The following is a 24133-nucleotide window of genomic DNA, read 5'->3' on the forward strand; positions in this document are numbered from 1 at the left end:
GTCTATCCGCCGTATCGCGCGGCGAAGTCGGAGATGCGTTGCACCACCTCCTTCGACACTGTGAGGCCGCGCGCCGCTGCCTTTTCGGCTGCCTCCGCGCCGCTGCGGCCGGGAATGTGCACGCCATAGCGTCGCCTCAGCCGCTCGATCTGTTTGCCGAGACGATCCTCGAAATCGGCATCGAACAGAACAGGAGAAATGGCGACGACGAACAGGCCGGAGCCGGGGCTTTCGGCGCCTTCGGTGAAACCGGGGGCATCGAGCGACCAGTTGGCGCCCGACAGGCCGGCCGCCAGCACCTCCACCATCAGCGCGACATTGGCGCCGCGATTGCCGCCGAAGGCAAGCAACGCGCCCTTCATCGCCTCGGCCGGATTGGTAGTCGGGTTGCCGTGGACGTCCACAGCCCAGCCATCGGGGATCGCCTTGCCGGCCTCGGCCGCTTGGCGGACCTTGACGAAAGCGGTGGCGCTCGACGCCTGGTCGATGACCAGCGGTGCGCCGCCGGCGACGGGCGCCGCGAAGGACAGCGGATTGGTGCAGTAGACCGGCTTGATCGAGCCGCCGCCGGCCAGCAGCGCCGGCCCGTTGGTGGCGGCCAGCGCCACCAGTCCTCGTTCGGCCAGCCGGCGCGTGAACCAACCCAGCGCCCCGCACGTATACGCGTTCTTCTGCGCGAAGACGGCGATGCCGAACAGCCGCGCCGCCTTGGCGACATCGTCCAGCGCACGCTCGAAACCGGTGTGAGCGACGCCGCGCCGGGCGTCCGACAGGAAAACGGCGAGCGCCGGCCGGGTGATGGCGGGCTCGGCATGGCGGTCGATGCGGCCGGCCGCAAGCGATTCGAGGTAGTCGAGATGATGCGACAGGCCGACGGCGGCGTTGCCTTCGGCTTCCGCCGTCACGGTGGCGCGCGCCAGCAGGTCGGCCACCTCCTCGCCGGCGCCTGCGCCGAGGGCGGCCATGCGGCAAAGGGCGGTCGCCTGTTCGAGGCTCAGTTGCATGGTTTCGGTTCCGGTTCGAAATCCGTCATGCTGCCTGCGCCGCTGTCAGCCGATGCGCGTCGGAATGCGCGCTTCGAGCTTGCGGAACAGGAAGACGATGACGCCGGTTATCGCCATATAGACGGCGGCCAAGAGCAGCAAGGGCTCGTAGGTGACGAACAGGTCCTGCCGCACGCGAGAGGCGACGGCATAGATGTCGACCATGGTGATGGTGGCGACCAGCGGCGTCGCCTTGAGTTGCAGCACCGTCTCGCCGGCCAGAGTTGGCAGCGCCCGGTGCAGCGCCTGTTTCAGCCAGATGCGGCGGAAGATGGTGAAACGGCTCATGCCGAAGGCGCGGGCCGCTTCCAGCTGGCCGCGCGGCACACCGGCGAAGGCGCCGCGCATCACCTCGCCCTCGTAGCCTGCATAGGACAAGGTCAGCGACAGCACGCCATAGGGCCAGGCCTGCCTGAGATACGGCCACAGGAAGGAGTCGCGAATCCACGGGAATTGCGGGAACAGAGAACCGAGCCCGTAGTAGAGCAGCCACAGTTGCAACAGAAGCGGCGTGCCGCGGATGATGGTGCAGAACGTCTTGGCGGGAGCGGCGAGCCAGACCGGCCCTGCCGCCTGCGCGAGGCCGAGGGGTATGGCGAGCGAGATGCCCAGCACCGACGTCACCACCAGGAGCCAGATGGTCCGCCAGATGCCCTGGATCGCCAGCGGCATGTATTGCGGCAGCCAGTCCCAGCGCATCAGGAAGATCGACGCCAGCACGATCGCCAGGCCGATGGCGATCAGCACGATGCGGTGCGGCTTCAGCCAGTTCGTCGCCGTTCGCTTCGGCCTGACGTCCATCAGCGCTTCGCTCATCGGCCGGCTCCCGCGACCGAGGGCATGCCGCGCCGCGCCCAGCGCTCGATGCGGCCGATGAAGGCGCCGGAGAACAGCGTCAGCGCCAGATAGATCGCGCCGGCGGCCATGAAGAAGGTGAAATAGGCCTTTGTCGCGCCGGCAGCGGTGCGCGTCACCTGCGTCAACTCGTTGACGCCGACGATGGCCAGGAGCGCTGTATCCTTGGTCGCGATCAGCCACAGGTTCGCCAGTCCCGGAATGGCGAAGGGCAGCATCGCCGGCAGGGTGATGCGCCGCATGATCAGCGACGGCGACATGCCGTAGGCGCGGGCTGCCTCGATCTGGCCCTGCGGGATGGCGAGGATCGCGCCGCGCAGCACCTCGGTCGAATAGGCGCCCTGCACGACGCCGAGCACGAAGATGCCGGCCGCGACGCCTGGGATATCGGTCGGCGGGTAGCCGAAGGCGGCCAGTGCCTTGTTGAGCAGGTCGGCGCCGGCGAAATAGAGGATCAGGATCAGCACCAGTTCCGGCACGGCGCGCACGATGGTTGTGTAGACGGCGGCGAGGTCGCGCGCCACCGGCCCGCCGTAGAGCTTGCACCAGGCGCCGCAGACGCCGAGGCAGAGGCCGACGACGGTGGCGCCGACGGCGATCATCACCGAATTGAGGAAGCCGGCGAGCAGGAAGGAACCACGCCCCGGCGGCTCCAGCGCCAGGAGCCCCAAAGTGCCGTTGCCGAACAGGCCTGCCAGAGCGTCGATCAGGTCACGTCCCCCGCATCGTCACCTCCGGCACGGTCCTGCCGGGCCGGAGGCAAAAGGACGCCGGCCATGCCGGAGTGCATGACCGGCCGTCGCCGTCAGTTCGACTGGGCGTCGTCGCCGTAGATGTCGAAGTCGAAGTACTTCTTGGTGATCTCGGCGTATTTGCCGTTGGCGCGGACCGCCTTGATGGCGGCGTTGATCTTGTCCTTCAGCTCCGTGTCGCCCTTGCGCACGCCGGCGCCGACACCGGGGCCGAGCACTTCGAGGTCGGGCGCGACGTAGCCCTTGAGGTCGCAGCAGGCCTTGCCCTCGTCCGATTTCAGGAAGGCGTCGAGCGCGATGGAATCGGCCTGCGTGGCGTCGATGCGGCCGGCGACCAGATCCTGGTTGGCCTCATCCTGCGTCTGGTATTCCTTGATCTCGGCGGCGATGCCGCCGAAGTGCTTCTTGGCGTAGGCGGCATGAACCGTCGAAACCTGGACGCCGAGGATCTTGCCCTTCACGCCGTCCGGCGTGGCGTCGAATTTCTGGTCCTTCGGCCCGATGATCGCGGTCGGCGTGTTGTAGTACTTGTCGGAGAAGTCGATCTCCTTCTCGCGCTCGGCGGTGATCGACATCGAGTTCATGATGGTGTCGATCTTCTTCGATTTGAGCGCCGGAATGAGGCCGTCCCACGGGATCGGCGTCAGCACGCAGTCGAGCTTGGCCTCGGCGCAGATCGCCATGGTGATGTCGACCTCCCAGCCGCCCCATTTGCCGGAGGCGTCCTGGCTGTAGAAGGGCGGATAGGCTTCAGGCGAAAAGCCGACCTTGATCTCCTCGGCGCTGGCCGACCATGCGCCGGCAAGCGTCAATGCTGCGGCCGCGAAAGTCATCTTGAAAATTGTCTTCATGTTCGTTCTCCCGTTCTTGGCGGACGTTTCCCGTCCTGTTTCAACCCTGTTGCCGGTTCATCCCACATTGCGCAGGAACTGTTTGAGCCGCTCGGATTTCGGTGCGCCGAAAAGCTGGTCGGGCGGCCCCTCCTCCTCGACCAGCCCGTTGCAGAGGTAGACGACATGGCTCGCGACCTCGCGGGCGAACTTCATCTCGTGCGTCACCAGCACCATGGTGCGACCCTCGCGCGCCAGGTCGCCGATCACCTTGAGCACCTCGCCGACCAGTTCCGGGTCGAGCGCAGAGGTCGGCTCGTCGAACAGCATGACGCGAGGCTGGATGGCGAGCGCGCGCGCGATCGCCGCGCGCTGCTGCTGGCCGCCGGACAGGAAGGCGGGATAGACGTCGCGCTTGTCGGCGAGGCCGACGCGCGCCAGCAGCGCCTCGGCGGTGCGGATCGCCTCCTCGCGCTTGACGCCGAGGACATGGATGGGAACCTCGATGACGTTTTCCAGAAGCGTCATGTGGCTCCACAGGTTGAAGCTCTGGAACACCATGCCGAGCCGCGAGCGGATGCGCTCAATCTGCCGGCGGTCGGCCGGCACGCTGTTGCCATGGCTGTCGGCCTTCAGCCGGATTTCCTCGCCGTTGACGCGGATGATGCCGCTGGTCGGATTTTCCAAGCAGTTGATGCAGCGCAGCAGCGTCGACTTGCCGGAGCCGGAACCACCGATGATGGCGACCACCTCGCCGTCGCGCGCCGACAGCGACACGCCCTTCAGCACATGCAACTCGCCGAACTTCTTGTGCAGGTTCTCGACATGGATGGCTTCGGCGGGGGCCTGTCCACCTGAAGACCGTGCCTGGGATACCTGCGTGCCGGCCGTCAAACCGCCGCCTCCGCGTGGCGCCTGCCCCGTTGTCGGATACTCGTCCGGCTGCGCATATCCCGTCACCGACTGCGCCTTTGCGGCCCAAGAGCCGTCGGCGCGCTCCCCATTTTTGCGGCATATTACGGCACTTGCGGCGGTCGGATGCAAGTGTATAAATGCCGGTACATGAAATTTTCTCTTATTTTTTCAGGAATGAGGCGCGCGTGAAAGCTTACGGTTCGCAATCCATGGCCGCACCGCTCAGGCGCGTGCTGATGCGCTCGGCCGCCAGCGCCATGCCGCGCGCCAGAGCGTCGGAATGGCACTATGGGCCGGGCTTCGAGGCTGGCAAGGCGGCGCTCCAGCATGAGGAACTGGCGAAGCTGGTCGCCGCCAACGGCGCCGAAATCGAATGGCTGACCGATGCCGACGACGGGCTGGCGGACTCAGTCTTCACCCACGATCCCTCGCTGATGACCGACCACGGTGCCATCGTCCTGTCGATGGGCAAGGTGCTGCGCGAGCCGGAACCGGCGCTGCACGCCGCCGCCTACCGGCGCATGGGTATTCCGGTTCTCGGCAGCATCGAGGCGCCGGGCCGGGTCGAGGGCGGCGATTGCGTGTGGGTTGACGCCAAGACGCTGGCCGTCGGTCGTGGCGTGCGCACCAACGAGGCCGGTATCCGTCAACTCGCCGGCCTGCTTGAGCCGAAAGGCGTCTCCGTCCTTGGCTTCGACTTGCCGCTGTGGCAGGGCGAGGAAGCCTGCCTGCATCTGCAATCGGTAATCTCGCCGCTGGCCGACGATCTGGCGCTGGTCTATGCCCCGCTCCTGCCGGCTGCTTTCTACCAGCTCCTGCGCGAGCGCGGCATCGCGCTCGTCCATGGCGACGCCGACGAATTCGCCGCCTCGAACGGGCTCAGCCTCAACGTGCTGGCCACCGCACCGCGACAGGTGATCGCCGTCGCCGGCTTCTTGAAGACGGCCGCCGCCATGCGGGCTGCCGGCTGTGCGGTCCAGACCTTCGAGGCCGATGCGCTCTGCATTGCCTGCGAGGGCGGCCCGACCTGTCTGACGCGGCCGATCCTCAGGCAATGACCACCCTCGGCGAAGCCCTCATCACGCTGCTGGAGGCCCACGGCGTCGACACCGTGTTCGGCATTCCGGGCGTCCATACGGTGGAGCTGTATCGCGGGCTGGCGCGCTCGAAGATCCGCCACGTCACGCCGCGGCACGAACAGGGCGCCGCCTTCATGGCGGACGGTTACGCCCGCGCTTCGGGAAAGCCCGGCGTGGCCTTCGTCATCACCGGGCCGGGCCTGACGAATGCCGTCACCGCCATGGCGCAGGCGCGCGCCGATTCCGTGCCGATGCTGGTGATCTCGGGCGTCAACGCCATGCCGACGCTCGGCAAGGGACTGGGCCACCTGCACGAGATGCCCGACCAGCGCGGCATGACGGAGAAGGTGGCGCTCACCTCCACCCGCATCGCCGAGGCGCGCGCACTGCCCGGCGCATTGGCATCCGCCTTTGCACGGTTTGCCTCGTCCCGGCCGGGACCAGTGCATATCGAGATTCCCATCGACGTCATGACAGTGCCGGCCGACGGGCTGGTGCCGTCGCGGCCCAATACGGCGCCGGCAGACCCTGATACGGCCGCTATCGCCGAGGCGGCACGGCTTGTGGAAGCTGCGCGGCGGCCGCTCATCCTGGCCGGTGGCGGCGCGAAGCGGGCGGAAGCGCAACTGCGCGCCCTGGCGGAGCGGCTCGACGCACCGGTCGTCCAGACCGCCAATGCGCGCGGCCTGATGCACCGCCATGCGCTCACTGTGCCCGCCAGCCCCAGCCTCAAGGCCGTGCGCGCGCTGATGGCAGATGCCGATTTCGTCGTCGCCGCCGGCACCGAGTTCGGTCCGACCGACTACGATATGTATGGCGACGGCGGCTTTGCCCTGCCGGCCAATCTGGTGCGCATCGACATCGACGCGGCGCAACTGGCGCGGCGGTCAGCCACGGTTTCCATCCAGGCCGATTGTGCAAGAGCGCTGGAGGCGTTGATGGCGGAACTGGACGAGACCGGCCACCATGCCTCCTCACAACAGGTCGCCGCGAGAGCCGATGGCGGCGGAGCGCGACCGGCCACCCCTGGCGTCGCCCGTGCCGCCGCCACGCGTGACGCCGCATGGGCGGAGATCGATCCGGCCGCGCAGGCACAGGTGAAAGTCGTGGAAACGATCCGCGACGCCCTGCCCGGCGCGCTCATCGTCGGCGATTCCACTCAGCCGGTCTATGCCGCCAATCTTTATTACGACCATGACCGTCCCGGCGGCTGGTTCAGCGCCGCGACCGGCTTCGGTGCGCTGGGCTACGGCCCGCCGGCGGCCATCGGTGCGGCACTCGCCGTTCCGGACGCGCCGGTCGTCTGCCTCACCGGCGACGGCGGCTTCCAGTTCACTTTGCCGGAGATCGGCGCGGCACTGGATTCGGGCGCCAATGTCATCTTCGTGGTGTGGAACAATCGCGGTTATCGAGAGATCGAGACATCGATGCGCGACGTCGGCGTCGAACCGGTCGGCGTGTCGCCGATGCCGCCGGATTTTCTGAAGATTGCCGAGGCCTACGGCATCGAAGCCGAGCGTCTGGCCGGCCCGTCAGAGCTGGGCGAGGCGTTGCTGCGCGCCCGGCTCGCGCAAAAACCCCGCCTCATCGAGATTTCGGTTGAGTGACAACCGAAAAGGCGCGACGGTCCTATCGGGGTGAAAACGGGATTGAAGTGAGAATGACTGCGACTTTGGCAGGCAGGCATGTTGTGGTGACGGGCGGCACCGGCGCGCTCGGCACGGCGGTGGTGTCGCGGCTCCTCGATGAAGGCGCGATCTGCCATGTGCCGAACAGCCACGCCGCCGCACCCCCCGGTTTCGGTTTCGAGGGGCACGAACGCGTCCGCCTCGTCCACAACATCTATCTCGCCGATCCGGCGGTGGTGGACGAGTTCTACCGCGACGTGCCGGAGCTGTGGGCATCCATCCACATCGCCGGCGGATTCGCCGCCGCCCCCCTGGACAAGACCGAATCCGCGTCCTTCGCGGAGATGATGGAAACCAACGTACGCACAGCCTTCCTGTGCTGCCGCGCGGCGCTGCGCGCCATGCTGGCTGCCGAAACCGGCGGCCGCATCGTCAACGTCTCGGCCCGTCCCGGCCTCGATCCGCGCCGCGGCGCCGGCATGGTCGCCTATGCCGCCAGCAAGGCGGCGGTGGCCGCGATGACCGTGGCGCTGGCGGAGGAGGTCAAGGCGAAGGACATCCTGGTCAACGCCATCGCGCCCTCGACGCTCGACACGCCGGCCAATCGCGCCGCCATGCCAGACGCCAATCCCGCTCGCTGGGTAGCGCTCGACGCGGCGGCCGAGACGGTCGTCTATCTCGCCTCGCCGGCCAACCGGGCGATGAGCGGCGCGCTGGTGCCGCTCTATGGGCAGGCCTGATACAGACAGCTCTTTCCCGTCGTGAAACGAAAGAACCCGCCGGAGCGATCCGGCGGGTTCTTTTTATTCCTGTCGGCCGCGCCGCGGAAAACGGCGCGACCGGATGTCGAATAGACCTTAGTTGCCCTGCTTCTTCAGCGCGGCCCCCAGGATGTCGCCCAGCGAAGCGCCGGAGTCGGTCGAGCCGTACTGCGCGACGGCCTCCTTCTCCTCGGCGATTTCCAGCGCCTTGATCGAGACCTGCAGCTTGCGGGTCTTCTTGTCGTAGGCGATGACGCGGGCGTCGACCTTCTGGCCGACGGTGAAGCGCTCGGGGCGCTGCTCGTCGCGGTCGCGCGACAGGTCGGAGCGCTTGATGAAGGTCTCCAGACCGCTCTCGACCAGCTTGACCTCGAGGCCGCCGTCCTTGATGCCGGTCACTTCGCACGTCACCACGGCATTCTTGCGCAGTTCGCCGGAAGCTGCGGCATCCCCGGCCGCGTCACGCGAAAGCTGCTTGATGCCGAGCGAGATGCGCTCCTTCTCGATGTCGACGTCGAGCACCTGGGCCTTGACCATGTCGCCCTTGTTGTACTCCTCGATGACCTGCTCGCCCGGACGCGTCCAGTCGAGGTCGGAGAGGTGCACCATGCCGTCCACGTCGCCGTCGAGGCCGATGAACAGGCCGAACTCGGTCTTGTTCTTGACCTCGCCTTCGACCTGGCTGCCGACCGGATGGCTGCGGGCGAACGCTTCCCACGGGTTCTCCAGCGTCTGCTTGAGGCCGAGCGAGATGCGGCGCTTGGCCGGATCGACCTCCAGCACCACCACGTCGACCTGCTGCGAGGTCGACAGGATCTTGCCGGGGTGCACGTTCTTCTTCGTCCACGACATTTCTGAGACGTGGATGAGGCCCTCGATGCCCGGCTCCAGCTCGACGAACGCGCCGTAGTCGGTGATGTTGGTGACCGTGCCGGTGATCTTCTTGCCGATCGGGAACTTGGTGCCGATGTCGTTCCAGGGATCGCTCTCGAGCTGCTTCATGCCGAGCGAGATGCGGTGCGTTTCCTGGTTGATGCGGATGATCTGCACCTTGACCGTCTGGCCGATGTTGAGGATCTCGGTCGGATGGTTGACGCGGCGCCACGCCATGTCGGTGACGTGCAGCAGGCCGTCGATGCCACCGAGGTCGACGAACGCACCGTAGTCGGTGATGTTCTTGACCACGCCCTCGACCACCTGGCCCTCTTCGAGGTTCTGGACGATCTCCGAGCGCTGCTCGGCGCGGCTCTCTTCGAGCACGGTGCGGCGCGAGACGACGATGTTGCCGCGGCGGCGATCCATCTTGAGGATCTCGAAGGGCTGCGGGTTGTGCATCAGCGGGGTGACGTCGCGGATCGGGCGGATGTCGACCTGCGAACGCGGCAGGAAGGCCACGGCGCCGTCCAGATCGACGGTGAAGCCGCCCTTGACCTGGTTGAAGATGACGCCTTCGACGCGCTCGCCCTTGGAGAACTTCTCTTCGAGGCGCACCCACGACTCTTCGCGGCGTGCCTTGTCGCGCGACAGCATGGCTTCGCCCAGCGCGTTTTCGATGCGCTCGACATAGACTTCGACAGTGTCGCCGACCTTGAGGCCGCCTTCCTTGGCGTCCTTGCCCTTGGCGCCGAATTCCTTCAGCGGCACGCGGCCTTCGACCTTGAGGCCGACGTCGATGATGGCCATGTCCTTCTCGATCGCGGTGACGAGACCGCGCACGACCTGGCCTTCGCCCGAATGGCCGGGCGAGAATGATTCTTCGAGCATGCTCGCGAAATCGTCGCGAGTGGGGGTAGCTACTGACATATGGTCTCCTGAAAAGCCTCCTCATGGAGGCGGGCGCCGTGGGTTAGCGTTGCGGTTGGCCTGCCGGCGTTCCGGGTTTCCTTTGGAAGCCCTAGCCGCATAAGCGGCAAAAAACTCGGCGCATGAAGAATGCTGGCAGGCTGGTTTCACCTGATATGGATATTCTGCCTGCCGTCACCAACGGCGTGAAGCAAAAAAGCCGATCAGGCTGTGTCCCGTTTGGCGAGCGCATCGTCCACGATGGCGCGCGCGGCGCGGAACGCGGCCTCTATATCCATTTCCGACGTATCGAGCAAGTGCGCGTCGGCAGCGGGCTTCAGCGGCGAGTCTGCGCGGCCCATGTCGCGCTCGTCACGGCGCTCGATGTCGGCGAGGATGGTGGCGAAATCGCCCGATCCGTCCTTGGCCTCGATCTCGGCCAGCCGCCGCCGCGCCCGCACCTCGGCGCTCGCCGTGACGTAGAGTTTCACGCTGGCATCCGGACACACCACCGTGCCGATGTCGCGGCCGTCGAGAACGGCGCCGCCGGGTTGCGCGGCGAAGGCGCGCTGCTTGTCGACCAGGATCTTGCGCACCTCGGGAATGACCGCGACCTTGGAGGCAGCCTCGCCTACCGCGTGCGCCGACAGCACCGAACGGTCGAGCGCGGAAAGATCGACCAGCTTCGCCGCCTCGATGGCGTGCGGGGCGTCGCCCAGCGGCCAGCCCCTGGCGATCAGCATATGCGCGACGGCCCGATAGGTCAGCCCGGTGTCGAGATGCGGCAGGTGATAGTAGTCCGCCAGCCTCCTGGCCAGCGTGCCCTTGCCCGCGCCTGCCGGGCCGTCGATGGCGATGAGGAGGCGGGTCATACCGACCGCATCAGCCCGCCGTCGACGCGCAGGTTCTGGCCGGTGATGTAGGCCGCGCCGTCCGAGACCAGGAAGGCGATGGTCGCGGCGATCTCTTCGCTGGTGCCGTAGCGCTGCATCGGCACGCTGTCGCGGCGTTCGTCGAGTGCGGGCAGTGAGTCTATCCAGCCCGGCAGCACGTTGTTCATGCGCACATTGTCGGCCGCGTACTGGTTGGCGAACAGCTTGGTGTAGGCGGCGAGCCCCGCCCGCGCCACGGCCGAGGTGGGGAACAGCGCCGTCGGCTCATCCACCCAGGCGGTCGAGATGTTGACGATGGCGCCCTTCTTCTGGGCGACCATGATCGGCGCGACGAGACGCGTCGCCCGCACGACATTCATGAAATAGGTGTCGATGCCGGTGTGCCACTGCTCGTCGGTGATCTCGAGAAGCGGCGCGCGCGGCCCGTGGCCGGCGCCGTTGACCAGCGCGTCGATACGGCCCCATTTTCCGATGGTCAGATCGACGAAGCGCTTGAGGTCGTCGTTCGACTGGTTCGAGCCGGTGAAACCGATGCCGCCGAGTTCCTTGCCGAGCGCCTCGCCCTTGCCGGAAGACGACAGCACCGCGACGGCGAAGCCGTCCGCCGCCAGCTTGCGTGCCGCGGCCGCGCCCATGCCCGAGCCACCGCCGACGATCATCGCGACTTTCGTATCAGCCATGTCAGTCCTCCTGTTCGATCTCTGCGCCAAGGTCTTTCATGAGCCCCATGAATTCGGGGAACGATGTGGCGATCATGGTGGCGTCGTCTACCGTGACCGGCTTCTCCGCCGCCAGACCCAGGACAAGAAAGCTCATGGCGATGCGATGGTCCAGATGGGTTTCGACCGCATCGCCCTTGCCGGCACCGCCCAGGCCCTTGCCGCCGGGGATGCCGCGTACTGCAAGCGTCGCCTCGCCTTCGGTGCAGTCGACACCGTTGAGCTTCAGGCCGCTGGCAACGGCGGCAAGCCGGTCGCTTTCCTTGACGCGCAACTCCTCCAGGCCCTGCATCAGGGTCTCGCCTTCGGCGAAGCCCGCCGCCACCGCCAGCACCGGATATTCGTCGATCATCGACGGCGCGCGCTCCGGCGGCACCGTCACGCCCTTGAGGTCCGAGTGCCGCACGCGCAGGTCGGCGACGTCCTCGCCGCCCTCGCTGCGCGGGTTGATGACGTCGATCCGGCCGCCCATCTCCATGAGCGTGGTGATGAGTCCGGTGCGGGTCGGGTTCATCAGCACGTTTTCGATGACGATGTCGGAACCCGGCACGATCAGCGCCGCCACCAGCGGAAAGGCGGCCGACGACGGATCGCCCGGCACGGCGATGACCTGGCCGGTGAGCTTCCCCTGCCCCTCGATGAAGATGTGGCGCACGCCGCGCTCGTCAGTCTCGACATCGAGATTGGCGCCGAAACCTTTCAGCATCTTCTCGGTGTGGTCGCGCGTCATCACCGGCTCGATCACCGTGGTGATGCCGGGCGTATTGAGGCCGGCCAGAAGCACGGCCGACTTCACCTGCGCCGAAGCCATCGGCACGCGATAGGTTATGGGCGCGGCGTGCTTCGGGCCACGCAGCGTGATCGGCATGCGGTCGCCGGGCGCGGCCTTCAACACCTGCACGCCCATCTGGCGCAGGGGGTCGAGCACGCGGCCCATCGGCCGGCTGGACAGCGAGGCGTCGCCGATGAAGGTCGTTTCCATGTCGTAGGTGCCGACCAGGCCCATGGTGAGGCGCGAGCCGGTGCCGGCGTTGCCGAAGTCGAGCGGGCCTTCAGGCTCCAGCAGCGCGCCGTTGCCGGTGCCGCGGATGATCCACTCGGCGCCTTTCTTCTCGATCTGCGCGCCCATGGCTTTCATGGCGGCGCCCGTGCGCAGCACATCCTCGCCTTCGAGCAGGCCGGTAATGCGGGTTTCGCCGGAGGCGAGGCCGCCGAACATGAAGGAGCGGTGCGAGATCGACTTGTCGCCCGGCACGCGCGCGGTGCCGGAAAGCGCTTGCGACCGCCGCGCGGTCGCGGGGATTTGTTTGGCGTCGTGCGCCATCGTCTTGTCCTGGATTTAAGTGGGCCGAGCCTTGTTGGTCGAAACCGGGCTCCAGGCCGGGTGGCGTTTTTGCGCGGCTTTCCTATCATGGAGGGCCGGTCGCGTCATCCCGAAAACGGACCGCGAAGGTGGCTTTTGGGAGCCGGTTTTTGGCTTTGACAGCGCCATGAACAGCGGTTAAGGGGACCATTCTTTCTTGACGAGGCTTGCCGTGGCAAAACCTGAACTTGGCACCAAACGCATCGACCCTGAAACGGGCCGCAAATTCTACGATCTGAACAAGGATCCGATCGTCTCCCCCTACACGGGCAAGAGCTATCCGCGTTCCTATTTCGAGGAAGGCAAGGGTTCTTCCGTCGAAGAGGAGGATGAAGTTGAGGAGAAGGAAGTCGACTCCGAGGAGGAAGGCGCCGAAATCGTTTCGCTCGAAGAGGCCGATGACGAGGCCAAGGGCGGCGACGATCTGCCCGATCTCGGCGACGACGACGACGATGTCGAACTGGACGATGACGACGACGACACCTTCCTCGAAGACGAGGAAGAGGAGAATGACGACGTCTCCGACATGATCGGTGTCGGCGACGACGACGACGAGGTTTGACGGCGTGCCGGCGCGGCTTTCGCGCCGGTTCTCAGGCCCGATGCGAAAAAGCCTCTTTCTGAGGCTTGCCATCGGGCAAAGGCGGCGCTAGAAGCCGCCTGCATTGACGGTCGGGTTCCCAAGCCTTGCCGAACTATACGCCGGAAACGGCGCCGGTCTTTGCCGGAACGTGGGGCCATAGCTCAGTTGGGAGAGCGCTTGAATGGCATTCAAGAGGTCGTCGGTTCGATTCCGATTGGCTCCACCAGTTTCCTCCCCGACAACGAAACTATCGATCCGGGCGGGCCTTCGGGCCGGGCCGGAAGCGACCTGACATACGTCAGAGCGGATTGCCGAGCGCCTTCTGTCGCCTTGATGGCGGAAAGAACGATCGGAAGCTTTCCGCCCGGGCAGGCCGGCCGACGTGGAAACCCTGGGCCAGGTCGATGGCGAGTTTCCGAAGCAGGTCCATCTGCTCCTCGCTCTCCACCCCCTCGACCAGGATTTTCTGACCGCGGTTGCGTAGCAGCCCGACAATATCGCGGAACATGGCCTGGCCGCGGGGCGAGACGCAATCATGCAGGAAGGAACGGTCGACCTTCACCACGTCGAAATCGATCAGCCGCAGCCAGGACAGGCCGGCGAAGCCGGTGCCGAAATCGTCGAGCCAGATTTTTATGCCGAGCAGCTTCAGGTCGCTGATGCAGCGCAGCACGTCCGAGTGCATTTCCATTTCCAGCCCTTCGGTGATCTCGAAGGCCAAACGGCTGCCGGGTACGCCCGCTTCGCCCAAGGCTGCGGCCACCGAGGCGGCGAAGCCCGGCGCCTTGAGCTGGACGGGGGACACGTTGACGCTGATCGTGCGGATATGCTCGTTAGCCATGAGCTCGCCGCATGCCGTCCTGATCGCCCAGCGGCCCAGTTCCAGGATCGCCCCCGTCCGCTCCGCCACCGGGATGAACAGGCTGGGCGGCACGGCCGTGCCGTCCGGCATGGTCAGCCGCATCAGGGCCTCCAGCGCTTCCACCTGGCCGGAACGCACGCTGAGGATGGGCTGAAAGACGAGCGAAACGAGATCGCGTTCGATGGCGATCTTCAGAAGCGCCGCGATATTTTCGCTCTCGTCGCTGCTTTGCGGATCGTTCGGGTCGAAAAGACGCGCGCAGTTGCGGCCATTGGCCTTGGCCAGGTAGAGCGCCCTGTCCGCCTCGTGGATGATCTTCTCGAGCTTCGTGCCGGCCTGGTCGCGCGTGAACGCCGCGCCGACGCTGATCGTAACCACCTGGGTGCCGTCCCGGCGCTCGTTGTGAGTGATTCCCAGCACCTCGACGGCCTCCCGGATTTCCTCCGACAGTCTTGCGACGTCTTCGAGCGTCTGCAGCGGGGACAATACGATGAATTCCTCGCCGCCGTAGCGGCCGATCGAGGCATTGCGCATCTCCACCAGCCGGCGAAGGCTGTCGGCGACCAGCGTCAGGCAGCGATCGCCTTCCTGGTGGCCGTAGTGGTCGTTGAAACGCTTGAAGAAGTCGACGTCTATCAGCAGAACCGCAAAGGTGCTGCCGTGAAGCTGCCAGGCGTTCCAGAGGTCCCTCAGCCGTTCGTCGACGGCACGCCGGTTCTCCAGTCCGGTCAGCGGATCGGTCCGCGACAGCCTGAGCAGGGCCTTGCCGCGCTCGGTGGCTTCCTTGTGCTGGTTCCGGGCCTCGAGCGCATTCAGGAAGACGTTATAGCGCTCCCGGTTCAGCTTCCAGTTGATGTAGGACGTGAATACGAAGCAGGATATGTAGAAAGCGCCGAAAACCAGCTTGTAGTTCGAGCTCGACGGCACGAAATAATTCACGACGTACAGTATGGACAGTATGAGCAGCGACGTTACGACCGAAAACCGGAACCGGAACGTGAAGAAAAGATTGGCGCTCATCATGAATATGGTTCCGAAGACCATATAATATGAGACGCTTTCGTGATTGACGCTGGCGGCTGTCGGCAGCAGCCAGCCGATATAGCCGAGAATGATCGCGCCCGCGCAGGTCGCGTCGAGCCACTCCGTGCGGGCGTCGAAGCGGAGCAGGGTTTCCAGAATGGCCAGCGCGCTCACGCCGACCGCGAAGCGCACCGTTATGGTGTAGATGGCGACGTCCGGCACCAGCAGGAGATCGGCGACTGCGAAGAACAGATAGACGACGACGGCGATGTAGAGCCCGGGCCGCGCAGCGGCCCTGCGCGCCGCTTGCGATTGCTCGTGGAAAAGCCTGCGCAATTCGGCGGCCTCGGGCAGCGCCTGGGCCTGGGTGACCGGTTCCATCGGCGCAAGATCGCCCAGCGCGGATATCGCATAGTCGCTCATCGCCGAGAGACTTCTCAGGAAGGGCTTTTGCGGCCCGCTTGTTGCTTCCGCCCTCAACGCACAACAACTCCAACGTGCGACGGCGATCTCTACGCCTCGCAAACAATGGGGCCAGGGGCCACAAGGTTGGGTTAATCGCACAGGGAATCCGGCGCGAAATGCCCCGGTGCGCTCAAAGTGGGTTAATCAGACGTCAAGGAAATCGTTAGAATGCTACCGGGCGCGAAACCTGGTGGGGAGGACCGGTGACGCTGTTGGCGAACCGTTAACCATGGGGATTCTGGTGGCTACCGCTCTTGACGGAAAAAGTCTGATTACGGACGAAACGATCGCTGCCGGCCTTGGACGGCGGCTTGATAACCGAAGCGAAGCTTTCGACAAGGCGCGCGCCGAGCTTGCGCTCATCCTCCATGCCACCCAGCAGCAGATCCACCTGCAAAAGGCGCCGGCCGAGATCATACAGCCGCTGATGGCGCGTCTCGAAGCGTTGCGCCTGCGGCTTCATGCCGATGTCTGGAACGCTCTTGCGCCCATTATCCAGAATCACCCCGTCCTCGACTATTTTCTTGAAGACCCGCTGACACGGTGGTCGTTCGACAAGCCGCGAGGCTATTCCGGCGACGCCGAGTTGCTGGACTATATCTATTGCGATCCGCACGTCGCCGACAGCGTCGCAAGCGCTTCCGAAGTCGGCAGGGCGCTCTACGGCTATACCCAGAATGTTCCCTCTTGCGTGGCGGCGCGCGAGCGACGGGATCTGCTCGCCCGGTATGTCGACGAGATCGCCGCCACGAAAGGAAGCGAGACCGAGGTGCTGGCGATCGCTGCCGGCCATTTGCGGGAAGCGAACCGGTCTGTCGCGTTGCGCGAGGGGCGCCTGAAGCGCTGGGTGGCGCTCGACCAGGATCCGCTGAGCGTCGGGCTGGTCGCGCGCGATTTCGCCGGCACCGCGGTTGAGACGATCGACGGCTCCGTGCGCACGGTGCTGGCGAGAAGCCACAAGCTCGGCAAGTTCGACTTCGTCTACGCCTCAGGCCTCTACGACTATCTTCAGGACAAGGTGGCGGTGAAACTGACCAAGACCTGCCTCCAGATGCTGAAACCCGGGGGAACCTTCCTTTTCGCGAATTATGCCGAGGGCAATCCGGATGCCGGCTACCGGGAAACGTTCATGAACTGGGTTCTGCTGCTGCGTTCCGAAGCCGACATGTGGAACATCGTCAATGCCAGCGTCGACCGCAATTCCGTCGAGGCGCGGGTATTCTTCGGCGAAAACCGCAACGTCCTGTACGCGGTGATCGAAAAGCGCGACTGACTGCGCTGAGGTTGGGCTCCGACCGGTAGGCCGGCGTCCTGCCCTCAAATGTCCGTGCTGCCGGCTCTTTTCGTCTCGTTGGGAAGGCGGGACTTACAGGAAAATCTTGGCGGCTATGAGCACGATGGCGGTGAAGCTTATCAGCGCGATCCAGCCGGCCGCCGCCTCGCGCCGGGCTGCCCGGACCTGCTCGGGCGTCCTGTGGTCTCGCGTGAACAGGTATTCGTTGTGCGTGTACTGCATCGTCCGTCTCCAGTCGGCGTGACGTAATCACCAATGGTGCCGACGGGCAAGGGAAGACTTCTGCCGGCGCCCGGTCCTATCCGGTGTCACGAACAAAAACCGTCGGCAGGGCGTTTGTGATGGAAAGTGTCCTTCGGTTGCCGGAAAGCCGGCTCATGTGACGGATCGATGTCGATTCTGTTACAGGAGGATGACAGTGGCACAGGCGTTTTCCCCGGACCATGCAGCAAGCCTGAAAGGCGCGACGCAGCGGACGGTCGGCCAGCTTCCCTTCCTGATCGCGGCGTTGGTTGTCATCGGCGCGATCACCTGTGTCTCGGCCCTTGCCGCGATCCTCGATCCCGGCATCCGACCTCTCCTTTTGCAGGAGGATGGTATCATCGAGATGGCGAGCGCCGTTGTCCTGTTCCTTGTCGTCGTGGGATCGGCTTACGCGATCTGTCGATGGGGGTTGCGTCTGCCCTTCGCCATTGCCGGGCTCCTCGGCTTTGCCGAACTGATGGACGAGACCAGCTTCGGGTCGCGGATTTTCGGGTTCGACCCTCCGCCGCTTTACGGCGGCGGACAGTTGGACGGTTTCCACGACCTGCTGATCCTCGTCTTCCGGCTGGCGCGGGATTTCAATGCCGACCTTGCCTGGCTGTGGGTGGGTATCCTGCTGGCGGGGTCGATCGCCCTCGTCGCCTTTGCGCTGTTCCGGTTCTGGCAAGGCATCAGCCTTAAGGCGCTTGCTCCGGCGGACCATACGTTGCTCGTCCTGCATGTCGGCCTGATCGGCTTGGCGCAGGCAATCGACGTCGCCACCCATTCGCACATCCTGTCGGCCATGGAGGAAGTGTTCGAACTGAACGCCGAAATCCTGCTGGGCTTCTATCTCGCGCAGCATGCCTACCTGGCGTCCAGGCCCGGCGAAGGCTACGCCGCAACGGCGTAAGGCGCGTCGCGGGGCGACGGCTTTGTGACCCTGCGGGTAACGCACGGTTGAAGCGTCCCTTTCACATTCTACTGGCATGAAGCCTGCGGTTGAGGGATTGTCGCGGCCATTGCTTTCATGCGTGGATGCGGCGGGCCACGTCGAGGACAGGAGAAATCATGCAGATCGGAATGATGGGATTGGGCCGGATGGGCGCCAACATGGTCAGGCGCCTGATGCGCGCCGGCCACCAATGCGTCGTCTACGACATCAACGCCGACGCCGTGGCAGCCCTCGTCAAGGACGGTGCGATTGGCGCCTCGACGATGGAGGAATTCATCTCCAGGCTTTCGAAGCCGCGCACCGCCTGGCTGATGCTGCCGGCCGCCATCACGCCGAAGATCGCCGATCAGGTAGCGGCGCTGATGGAAGACGGCGACACCGTCGTCGACGGCGGCAATTCCTATTATCACGACGCGGTCGACCAGGCCGCCGAACTGGCGAAGAAAGGCATCGATTTCGTCGATGTCGGCACCAGCGGCGGCGTCTGGGGGCTGGAGCGCGGCTACTGCCTGATGATCGGCGGCCCGGACCGCGCGGTGAAGCGGCTCGACCCGATCTTCGCCGCGCTGGCACCCGGGGCGGATCCCGGGGCCACGCCGGACAAGGCCGCCGGTACCGCGCCCTTCGGCTACCTGCACTGCGGGCCGAGCGGTGCCGGCCATTTCGTCAAGATGGTGCATAATGGCATCGAATATGGCGTCATGGCCGCCTATGCCGAGGGCATGAACATCCTGAAGGCCGCCAATGCCGGCAAGGAAAAGCGTGCTGCCGACGCCGAGACCAGTCCGCTGCCGACGCCGCAATATTACCAGTTCGACATCGATCTGCCGGCGGTGGCCGAAGTCTGGCGGCACGGCTCGGTGATCGGCTCCTGGCTGCTTGATCTCACCGCCGGCGCGCTGAAGGACGATCCGGCGCTGGCGAAGTTCGGTGGCCGCGTTTCCGATTCGGGCGAGGGGCGCTGGACGCTGAAGGCGGCCATCGACACCGGCGTGCCGGCGCCGGTGCTCTCCTCGGCACTGTTCGACCGCTTCTCCTCGCAGGGTGAGTCAGCCTTCGCCGACAAGCTCCTGTCGGCCATGCGCTTCGCCTTCGGCGGCCACGTCGAGAAGAAGGGCTGAGGGGGTATGAGCGAACAACGATCCGACGTGCTGGTGCTGTTCGGCGCCACCGGCGACCTCGCCCACAAGAAGATCTTTCCCGCGCTCTATTCGATGGTGCAGCGCGGCATCCTCACCGAACCTGTGGTCGGCATCGCCTATGACGACTGGACGGTCGAACAGCTCGTCGAGCGCGCCCATGACGGCATCAAGGCTGCCGTCGGCAAGGTCGACGAGAAGGTGTTCAGGAAGCTCGCCGGCCTGTTGCGCTACGTCAGCGGCGACTATCGCAACCAGTCCACCTTCGACAAGCTGACCGAAGCGCTGCAAGGCTTCCATCGTCCGCTCTACTATCTCGCCGTGCCGCCCTCGATGTTCGAGCCGGTGGTGCAGGGGCTGGAGCAGTCGGGCGGCGCCAGGGGCGCGCGGCTGATGGTGGAAAAGCCGTTCGGCCGCGACCTGCAATCGGCGCGCTGGCTGAACCGGGTGCTGCATCTGGTGTTCGAGGAAAAGGCGATCTTCCGCATCGACCATTATCTCGGCAAGGAAGCGATCCAGAACCTGCTTTATTTCCGCTTCGCCAATTCCTTCCTCGAGCCGATCTGGAACCGCAACTATGTCGAGAGCGTGCAGATCACCATGGCCGAGAATTTCGGCGTCGAAGGGCGCGGCAAGTTCTATGACGAGGTCGGCTGCATCCGCGACGTCGTGCAGAACCATCTGCTCAACGTGCTCCTGCTGCTCGCCATGGAGCCGCCCATCAGCCAGCAGGCCGACGACCTGATCGACGAGAAGGTGCAAGTCTTGAAGGCAGTGCGCACGCTGACCAAGGACGATGTCGTGCGCGGCCAGTTCGACGGCTATCTGAAGGAGCCGGGTGTCAAGCCGGGCTCGACAGTGGAGACCTTCGCCGCCGTCCGCTTCTTCGTCGATACCTGGCGCTGGCAGGACGTGCCCTTCTTCATCCGCGCCGGCAAGAACCTTCCCGTTCGCGCCACCGAGGTGGTGGTGCAGTTCCGCCGCCCGCCGCTTGCCGTCTTCGACCAGTTCAAGCGCAACCAGGGCAACTATGTGCGCTTCCGCATCAGCCCCGAGGTGGCGATCGGCATCGGCGCGCGGCGCAAGGCGCCCGGTGACGAAATGGTCGGCGAGCAGGTCGAGCTGACCGCGCTCGATGACGCTCGGGGTGACATGGAGCCCTACGAGCGGCTGATCGGCGACGCCATGAACGGCAACAGCCAGCTCTTCACCCGCCAGGACGCCAGCGAGATCGCCTGGCGCATCGTCGGCCCGGTGCTGGACGAGGCGGCCGCCCCCGCCGTCTACAAGCCCGGCACCTGGGGGCCGGCCGAGGCGATGAAGGATTTCGCGCCGCCCAACGGCTGGATCGACCCGGAGAAGTGACGGCGATGGCGAAAAGCGCCCGGTCCGGCGGCGAAAAGGTCGTGCTGGCCGTCGATGTCGGCGGCTCGCATGTCAAGATCCGGCTGAGCAGCGGCGGCGACGAACGGCGCGTCGATTCCGGCCCCGACATGAGCGGCCCCCAGATGATCGAGGCGGTGCAGAAGATGGTCGGCGATCTCGCTTTCGACGTCGTCTCTATCGGCTATCCCGGATCGGTAGTCCGCAACCGCATCACGCTGGAGCCGCACAATCTCGGCAAGGGCTGGGTCGGTTGCGACTTCCAAAAGGCTTTCGGCAAACCGGTCAAGGTCGTCAACGACGCGCTGATGCAGGCGGCCGGCTCCTACGAAGGCGGGCGCATGCTGTTCCTCGGCCTCGGCACGGGCCTGGGTGCGGCGATGATCGTGGAGAACGTCGCTCTGCCGATGGAGCTGGCGCACCTGCCCTACAGGAAGGGGAGGAGCTTCGAGGCCTATGTCGGCGAGCGCGGGCTGAAGAAGCGCGGCAAGAAGAAATGGCGCAAATACGTGTTCGACGTGGCCGAGCGCCTCTCGTCCGCCCTTCAGGCCGACTATGTCGTCATCGGGGGCGGCAATGTCGATTTCCTCGACGCCTTGCCGCCGAACGCCCGGCGCGGCGACAACGAAAACGCCTTCAAGGGCGGCTTCCGGCTCTGGCACGAGCCGGCTCTGGTGGTCTAAGCCTCCAGTGAAAAAAGGCCGGGCGCGTCGCACCCGGCCGACAGGCATGAAGCCACTCAGAGGAATCGTCCGGTCGCAACGGGAAGCGAATGGACGATTTTTGCATCATCGCCCCATATGCCAGTGTCGGCCAAGCATGGCATTCCAAAATACCGGACCCTGAAGCCAAATCTTTGCGTCGACTCCGATCCTGATTTGGCGGCAGCCGCCGTCGTCTTGCCGCCGTACGGCCGCCGCTGCTATGCCCGCGCCACGATGACCATTCGCGCCCTTCCCGAGCTTCCCGTAGCGGCTGCGCTGCCGGCGCTCCTCGACGCGCTTGCTGCTGGCAACGCCGCTGTGCTGGTGGCGCCGCCGGGCGCCGGCAAGACGACGCTGGTGCCGCTCGCTCTGCTCGATGCGCCATGGCTCGGAAATGGCCGTATCGTCCTGCTCGAACCGCGCCGGCTCGCCGCCCGCGCCGCCGCCCGCCGCATGGCCGAACTGCTTGGCGAGGAGGTCGGCGGCACCGTCGGCTATGCCATGCGCATGGAGAACCGCACCTCGGCACGGACGAAGATTCTCGTCGTCACCGAAGGCGTGCTGGCGCGCATGATCCTCGACGATCCCGAACTGCCCGGCGTCTCGGCCGTGCTCTTCGACGAATTCCACGAGCGCTCGCTGGACGGCGATTTCGGTCTCGCGCTGGCGCTCGACGTCCAAGGCGCGCTCAGGCCGGACCTGCGTCTGCTGGTGATGTCGGCGACGCTTGACGGCGCGCGCGTGGCCAAGCTGCTTTCCGGCGCGCCGGTGGTCGAGAGCGAGGGACGCTCCTTCCCTGTCGATATCCGCTACCATGAACGGCCGCCGGGAGAGCCGATCGAGGACGCGGTGGCGAGAGCCATCCGGGAGGCGCTTGCCGAGGAGAGCGGCAGCGTGCTTGCCTTCCTGTCCGGCCAGCGTGAGATCCAGCGCACCGCCGAGCGGCTGGACGGCCGCATTGGCGCCGACGTGGATGTGGTGCCGCTTTACGGTCAACTCGACGGCAAGGCACAGGACGCGGCGATCCGCCCGGCGCCGCCCGGCCGCCGCAAGGTGGTGCTGTCCACCGCGATCGCCGAGACCTCGATCACCATCGACGGTGTGCGCGTGGTGATCGATTCCGGCCTGTCGCGGCTGCCGAAATACGAACCCGCCTCCGGCCTGACACGGCTGGAGACGGTGCGTGTGTCGAAGGCCTCGGCAGACCAGCGCGCCGGCCGCGCCGGCCGCACGCAGGCGGGCGTCGCCATCCGGCTGTGGCGGGCCGAGCAGACGGCGGCGCTGCCCGTCTTCACGCCGCCGGAAATCCTCGAAGTCGACCTTTCGGGGCTGATGCTCGACTGCGCCGCCTTTGGTGTCGCCGATCCGGCGAGCCTGGCCTTTTTGGACCCGCCGCTGGTCCCGGCGCTCGCTGAGGCGCGCAGCCTGTTGCGCACGCTGGACGCCATCGACGAGGCCGGCCGGCTGACGGAATCCGGCGCCGCCATGCGCCGGCTCGCTCTGCCTGTCAGGCTGGCGCATATGGTGGCCGAGGCGGCGCGAGCGGGTGCCGCACGGCCAGCGGCCGAGCTTGCCGTGCTGCTCACCGAGCGCGGATTGGGCGGCGACGCCGTCGATCTGGAACGACGGCTGATGCGTTTTCGAAGCGAGAGATCGCCGCGCGCCAATGCGGCGCGGCAATTGGCGGAGAGACTGGCAAGAAGTGCTTTGTCGGCAACGGGCTTGAAAGAACCCCCACCCCTGATGCCTCCCCTCAAGGGGGAGGGGGACTTGGCGCGCGGTAGCTTCCCCTCCCCCTTGAGGGCAGGGGTCAGGGGTGGGGGTATGCTGCCCTACGCAGAAGCGAACCGCTCCGCCACTTCGCTCTCAAGACAAGAGGCCAGCCCCGGCGCCCTCCTCCTCCACGCCTGGCCGGACCGCGTCGCCAAGGCACGTGGCGAGCGCGGCCGTTTCGTTCTCGCCAACGGTTCGGGCGCGGCGCTAGACGCTGCCGATCCGCTGGCGGGCGAGCCGTGGCTGGTCGTCGCCGATCTCACCGGCAAGGCGAGGGAAGCGCGCATTACCGCCGCGGCGGCGGTAGACGAGGCCGACGTCCGCGCGACCCTTGGCGAGCGCATCGAGATTAGCCGCGAAACGGCCTTCGATCGTGAGCGCGGCGCGGTCAGGGTGCGGGAGACGGAACGGCTCGGTGCCGTCACGCTCGCCGAGCGCATGCTGCCGGCGCCCGCCGGTGCCGATGCGGACCGCGCCATCCTCGACGCCGTGCGCGCCAACGGTCTCGCCATCCTGCCGTGGAACAAGGAGACGGAGGCGCTGCGCAATCGGCTCGCCTGGTTGCATCACGGCCTCGGCGCGCCGTGGCCTGATATGGGCGACGCGGCACTGCTCGACCGACTCGACGACTGGCTGGCGCCGTTCCTGACCGGTGCCGCGACGCTGGCCGTCATTTCGCCGGGCGTCCTGTTTTCCGGCCTGCTGTCGCTGGTGCCGCACGACCTCCAGCGCAGGGTGGATCAGCTCGCGCCGACTCATTTCGACGCGCCGTCAGGCAGCCGCGTGCCTGTCCGTTACGACCGGGGGGCGCCGGTCCTGGCGATCCGCGTGCAGGAGTTGTTCGGCCTCGACCGCCACCCGTCCATCGCCGGTGGCACCGTGCCGCTGACACTGGAGCTTTTGTCGCCGGCGCATCGGCCGATCCAGACGACGCGCGACCTGCCCGGCTTCTGGCGCGGCTCCTGGATCGACGTGCGCGCCGACATGCGCGGCCGCTATCCGAAGCATGTCTGGCCCGAGAACCCGCTTGCAGCGGCGCCGACCAGCCGCGCCAAGCCGCGCGGCGGCTAAAGGTCATGCCGCCGGCCA

At 66.1% G+C, this 24133-nt stretch carries 21 protein-coding genes and 1 tRNA gene; 11 read left to right on the forward strand and 11 right to left on the reverse strand.

The window, feature by feature from the left end:
• Nucleotides 1-2 precede the first annotated feature (2 nt).
• From FGU64_RS14690 to FGU64_RS14710, 5 genes are all read right to left on the reverse strand, one after another.
• Nucleotides 3-1004 carry an Ldh family oxidoreductase gene (locus FGU64_RS14690; RefSeq protein ID WP_139953879.1) on the reverse strand — a complete coding sequence of 334 codons (1002 nt, stop codon included), beginning with the start codon at nt 1002-1004 and terminating at the stop codon, nt 3-5.
• A 45-nt stretch (nt 1005-1049) separates the two neighbouring features.
• Nucleotides 1050-1859, reverse strand: coding sequence for an ABC transporter permease (locus FGU64_RS14695; protein WP_139953880.1), 810 nt, complete (start codon nt 1857-1859; stop codon nt 1050-1052).
• Nucleotides 1856-2500, reverse strand: a complete 645-nt coding sequence (locus tag FGU64_RS14700; RefSeq protein WP_139955392.1) for an ABC transporter permease subunit — start codon at nt 2498-2500, stop codon at nt 1856-1858. The genes FGU64_RS14695 and FGU64_RS14700 overlap by 4 nt, the downstream gene beginning before the upstream one ends.
• Nucleotides 2501-2703: 203 nt before the next feature.
• Entirely contained in the window at nt 2704-3501 is a 798-nt protein-coding gene (locus FGU64_RS14705; protein ID WP_139953881.1) for a transporter substrate-binding domain-containing protein, read from the reverse strand.
• Between the two features lie 57 nt (nt 3502-3558).
• Nucleotides 3559-4374, reverse strand: a complete 816-nt coding sequence (locus tag FGU64_RS14710) for an ATP-binding cassette domain-containing protein (RefSeq protein WP_139953882.1) — start codon at nt 4372-4374, stop codon at nt 3559-3561.
• Between the two features lie 230 nt (nt 4375-4604).
• Between FGU64_RS14710 and FGU64_RS14715 the strand changes: the two genes are divergently transcribed.
• Genes FGU64_RS14715 through FGU64_RS14725 form a run of 3 tightly spaced genes read left to right on the forward strand, consistent with a single transcriptional unit; the run spans nt 4605 to nt 7842 of the window.
• Nucleotides 4605-5453, forward strand: a complete 849-nt coding sequence (locus tag FGU64_RS14715; RefSeq protein WP_139955393.1) for an arginine deiminase family protein — start codon at nt 4605-4607, stop codon at nt 5451-5453.
• Complete coding sequence (locus tag FGU64_RS14720) at nt 5450-7081, forward strand: 5-guanidino-2-oxopentanoate decarboxylase (RefSeq protein ID WP_139953883.1); 1632 nt, start codon at nt 5450-5452, stop codon at nt 7079-7081. Before FGU64_RS14715 ends, FGU64_RS14720 begins: the two co-directional genes overlap by 4 nt.
• A 53-nt stretch (nt 7082-7134) precedes the next feature.
• Nucleotides 7135-7842: an SDR family NAD(P)-dependent oxidoreductase gene (locus tag FGU64_RS14725; protein WP_139953884.1), complete on the forward strand. Its 708-nt coding sequence runs from the start codon at nt 7135-7137 to the stop codon at nt 7840-7842.
• Between the two features lie 117 nt (nt 7843-7959).
• Here the strand turns inward: FGU64_RS14725 and rpsA are convergent, their stop codons facing one another.
• The 4 genes from rpsA to aroA form a co-directional block, all read right to left on the reverse strand.
• Complete coding sequence (rpsA, locus tag FGU64_RS14730) at nt 7960-9666, reverse strand: 30S ribosomal protein S1 (protein WP_136357413.1); 1707 nt, start codon at nt 9664-9666, stop codon at nt 7960-7962.
• A gap of 203 nt (nt 9667-9869) precedes the next feature.
• Nucleotides 9870-10517: a (d)CMP kinase gene (gene cmk / locus FGU64_RS14735; protein ID WP_139953885.1), complete on the reverse strand. Its 648-nt coding sequence runs from the start codon at nt 10515-10517 to the stop codon at nt 9870-9872.
• Nucleotides 10514-11218, reverse strand: a complete 705-nt coding sequence (locus FGU64_RS14740) for an SDR family oxidoreductase (protein WP_139953886.1) — start codon at nt 11216-11218, stop codon at nt 10514-10516. The genes cmk and FGU64_RS14740 overlap by 4 nt, the downstream gene beginning before the upstream one ends.
• 1 nt (nt 11219) lies before the next feature.
• Entirely contained in the window at nt 11220-12581 is a 1362-nt protein-coding gene (gene aroA / locus FGU64_RS14745; protein ID WP_139953887.1) for a 3-phosphoshikimate 1-carboxyvinyltransferase, read from the reverse strand.
• Between the two features lie 211 nt (nt 12582-12792).
• Between aroA and FGU64_RS14750 the strand changes: the two genes are divergently transcribed.
• Together FGU64_RS14750 and FGU64_RS14755 are read left to right on the forward strand one after the other, a co-directional pair.
• Complete coding sequence (locus FGU64_RS14750) at nt 12793-13182, forward strand: TIGR02300 family protein (RefSeq protein ID WP_139953888.1); 390 nt, start codon at nt 12793-12795, stop codon at nt 13180-13182.
• Nucleotides 13183-13353: 171 nt separating this feature from the next.
• A tRNA-Ala gene (locus tag FGU64_RS14755) sits at nt 13354-13429 on the forward strand.
• Nucleotides 13430-13501: 72 nt separating this feature from the next.
• On the opposite strand, the gene FGU64_RS14760 is transcribed toward FGU64_RS14755, so the two are convergent.
• A complete protein-coding gene (locus tag FGU64_RS14760; protein WP_246671351.1) occupies nt 13502-15469 on the reverse strand; it encodes an EAL domain-containing protein in 1968 nt (655 codons plus the stop codon).
• A gap of 325 nt (nt 15470-15794) precedes the next feature.
• Between FGU64_RS14760 and FGU64_RS14765 the strand changes: the two genes are divergently transcribed.
• Nucleotides 15795-16826, forward strand: a complete 1032-nt coding sequence (locus FGU64_RS14765; protein ID WP_139955394.1) for a class I SAM-dependent methyltransferase — start codon at nt 15795-15797, stop codon at nt 16824-16826.
• Nucleotides 16827-16919: 93 nt separating this feature from the next.
• Here FGU64_RS14765 and FGU64_RS23330 read toward each other — a convergent pair whose 3' ends face one another.
• On the reverse strand, nt 16920-17069 hold the full coding sequence (locus FGU64_RS23330) for a hypothetical protein (RefSeq protein WP_168734515.1): 150 nt from the start codon (nt 17067-17069) through the stop codon (nt 16920-16922).
• A 196-nt stretch (nt 17070-17265) separates the two neighbouring features.
• On the opposite strand from FGU64_RS23330, the gene FGU64_RS14770 reads away from it, so the two are divergent.
• The 5 genes from FGU64_RS14770 to hrpB all read left to right on the forward strand — a co-directional run bounded on the left by FGU64_RS14770 (nt 17266) and on the right by hrpB (nt 24115).
• Complete coding sequence (locus tag FGU64_RS14770; protein ID WP_139953890.1) at nt 17266-18003, forward strand: hypothetical protein; 738 nt, start codon at nt 17266-17268, stop codon at nt 18001-18003.
• Between the two features lie 158 nt (nt 18004-18161).
• Nucleotides 18162-19166 carry a phosphogluconate dehydrogenase (NAD(+)-dependent, decarboxylating) gene (gnd, locus tag FGU64_RS14775; protein ID WP_136357398.1) on the forward strand — a complete coding sequence of 335 codons (1005 nt, stop codon included), beginning with the start codon at nt 18162-18164 and terminating at the stop codon, nt 19164-19166.
• Between the two features lie 6 nt (nt 19167-19172).
• Nucleotides 19173-20549 (forward strand): glucose-6-phosphate dehydrogenase, encoded by a 1377-nt coding sequence (gene zwf, locus FGU64_RS14780; RefSeq protein ID WP_139953891.1) that lies wholly within the window; start codon nt 19173-19175, stop codon nt 20547-20549.
• Between the two features lie 5 nt (nt 20550-20554).
• On the forward strand, nt 20555-21250 hold the full coding sequence (locus FGU64_RS14785) for an ROK family protein (protein ID WP_139953892.1): 696 nt from the start codon (nt 20555-20557) through the stop codon (nt 21248-21250).
• A 255-nt stretch (nt 21251-21505) separates the two neighbouring features.
• Complete coding sequence (gene hrpB / locus FGU64_RS14790) at nt 21506-24115, forward strand: ATP-dependent helicase HrpB (RefSeq protein WP_139953893.1); 2610 nt, start codon at nt 21506-21508, stop codon at nt 24113-24115.
• Nucleotides 24116-24133: the final 18 nt, after the last annotated feature.

The organism is Mesorhizobium sp. 8 (assembly GCF_006351905.1).
Classification (GTDB): domain Bacteria; phylum Pseudomonadota; class Alphaproteobacteria; order Rhizobiales; family Rhizobiaceae; genus Mesorhizobium; species Mesorhizobium composti.